The organism is Paraburkholderia tuberum STM678 (assembly GCF_902833905.1).
In the GTDB taxonomy this organism is placed as follows: domain Bacteria; phylum Pseudomonadota; class Gammaproteobacteria; order Burkholderiales; family Burkholderiaceae; genus Paraburkholderia; species Paraburkholderia tuberum.
This window is the reverse complement of the sequence record NZ_CADFGP010000164.1, coordinates 1-1,189: the sequence shown is the minus strand read 5'-3', so window position 1 is coordinate 1,189 and position 1,189 is coordinate 1. Positions and strand designations below refer to the sequence as shown.

The window sequence follows — 1,189 nt, the reverse complement described above, 5'->3', positions numbered from 1 at the left end:
GCTTGCCGCCGCCGGCAAAGCGCCGGTTGAACCACTGGGTCAGGAGGCTGTCGGGCTGCAGCTGCAGCCAGCGCCAGGCGAGTTCGACCAGCATCGTGCGCGCTCGCTTGTTGCCCGCCTTGCTGATGCCTTGCTCGATCTGACTGCCGCCACTGTCGTAGGGTGTCGGCGTGAGCCCCAGGCTGCCGGCCAGCTCGCGCCGGTTGGCGAAACGTCGCCAGCCAAACACTTCCTTGACCAGCACCCAGGCGCCCTTGGGGCCGATCGCGCGCAGCCGTGCCAGTTGCGCCACCAGCGGATGCTTGCCCTCGGCCAGTTCCTGGCGCCGCGCCGCTTCCAGCACCTTGAGCTGCTGCCTGACCAGCGCCAGCCGCGCGCTCTCGCGCTCGATCTCGCCGCGCAACACCGGCGGCACCTGCTCGCGATGGCGCTCCCACCACGCCGCCCAGTCGCGCCCGCCGACGATGACCGGCACACGCAGGTTGTGCAGCACCAGCAGGGAGCGGATGCGGTTCGTGTGGGCGGTACGCTCCTGGCTCAGCCGGGCCAGTTCACGGTGCGTGCGGCGCGCGTCTTCCTGCTCGGGCGTGGGCTCGTGCACCACCGACCAGATGCGCTCGCCAGCGTGGTGGCGCCTGAGCATCACCAGCAGCTTATCGCCGTCGAGCCGGTCGGTCTTGGCCCGTCTGGCGCGTCGGTTCACTTCGATGCTCGCCGGGTCGACCACGAGGTTGTCAATGCCTTGCCCGCTCAACCAGCGATGCAGCCACCAGCCATCGCGGCCGGCCTCATAGCACGAATGCACCGGGGCCTGCGGTTCGAGCTGGCAGCGCTCCTTGGCGCGGCGCACGCAGTCGAGCACCGCAGCCGTGTCGCCGGCGTGCACGCTGAAACGGCTCGGGCCGCGCCGGCCATCGCTGGCCGTCAACTTCCACGACTTGTCGCCGAGTTCGAAGCTCATGTAGAGCTGGACTTGGATCGCCGTATCATTGCCTTGTGGGACTGTCTGGGTCGCCGACATTTCCGTCTCCTTTGCACAGGGTTGGAAATTACGTTTTAGCTAAACGGGTCTGGCTTGGGTAGTCCCACATAGCATCTCTATGGGGACTTGTATGTCAAGCCGTTTTTGATCACGTGAAGGGCTTGGATTTCATGGTGGCTCCTGTAGGTTGTTGAGCGCGTGATGCCT

The 1,189-nt window shown here is 66.4% G+C and carries 1 protein-coding gene; it reads right to left on the bottom strand.

Going from position 1 to position 1,189, the window contains the following annotated elements; all coding sequences use genetic code 11:
- Nucleotides 1–1,021 (bottom strand): IS110 family RNA-guided transposase (locus HWY30_RS40750; protein ID WP_176079056.1); only part of this gene is annotated, 1,021 nt, incomplete at its 3' end.
- Between the last annotated feature and the right edge of the window lie 168 nt (nucleotides 1,022–1,189).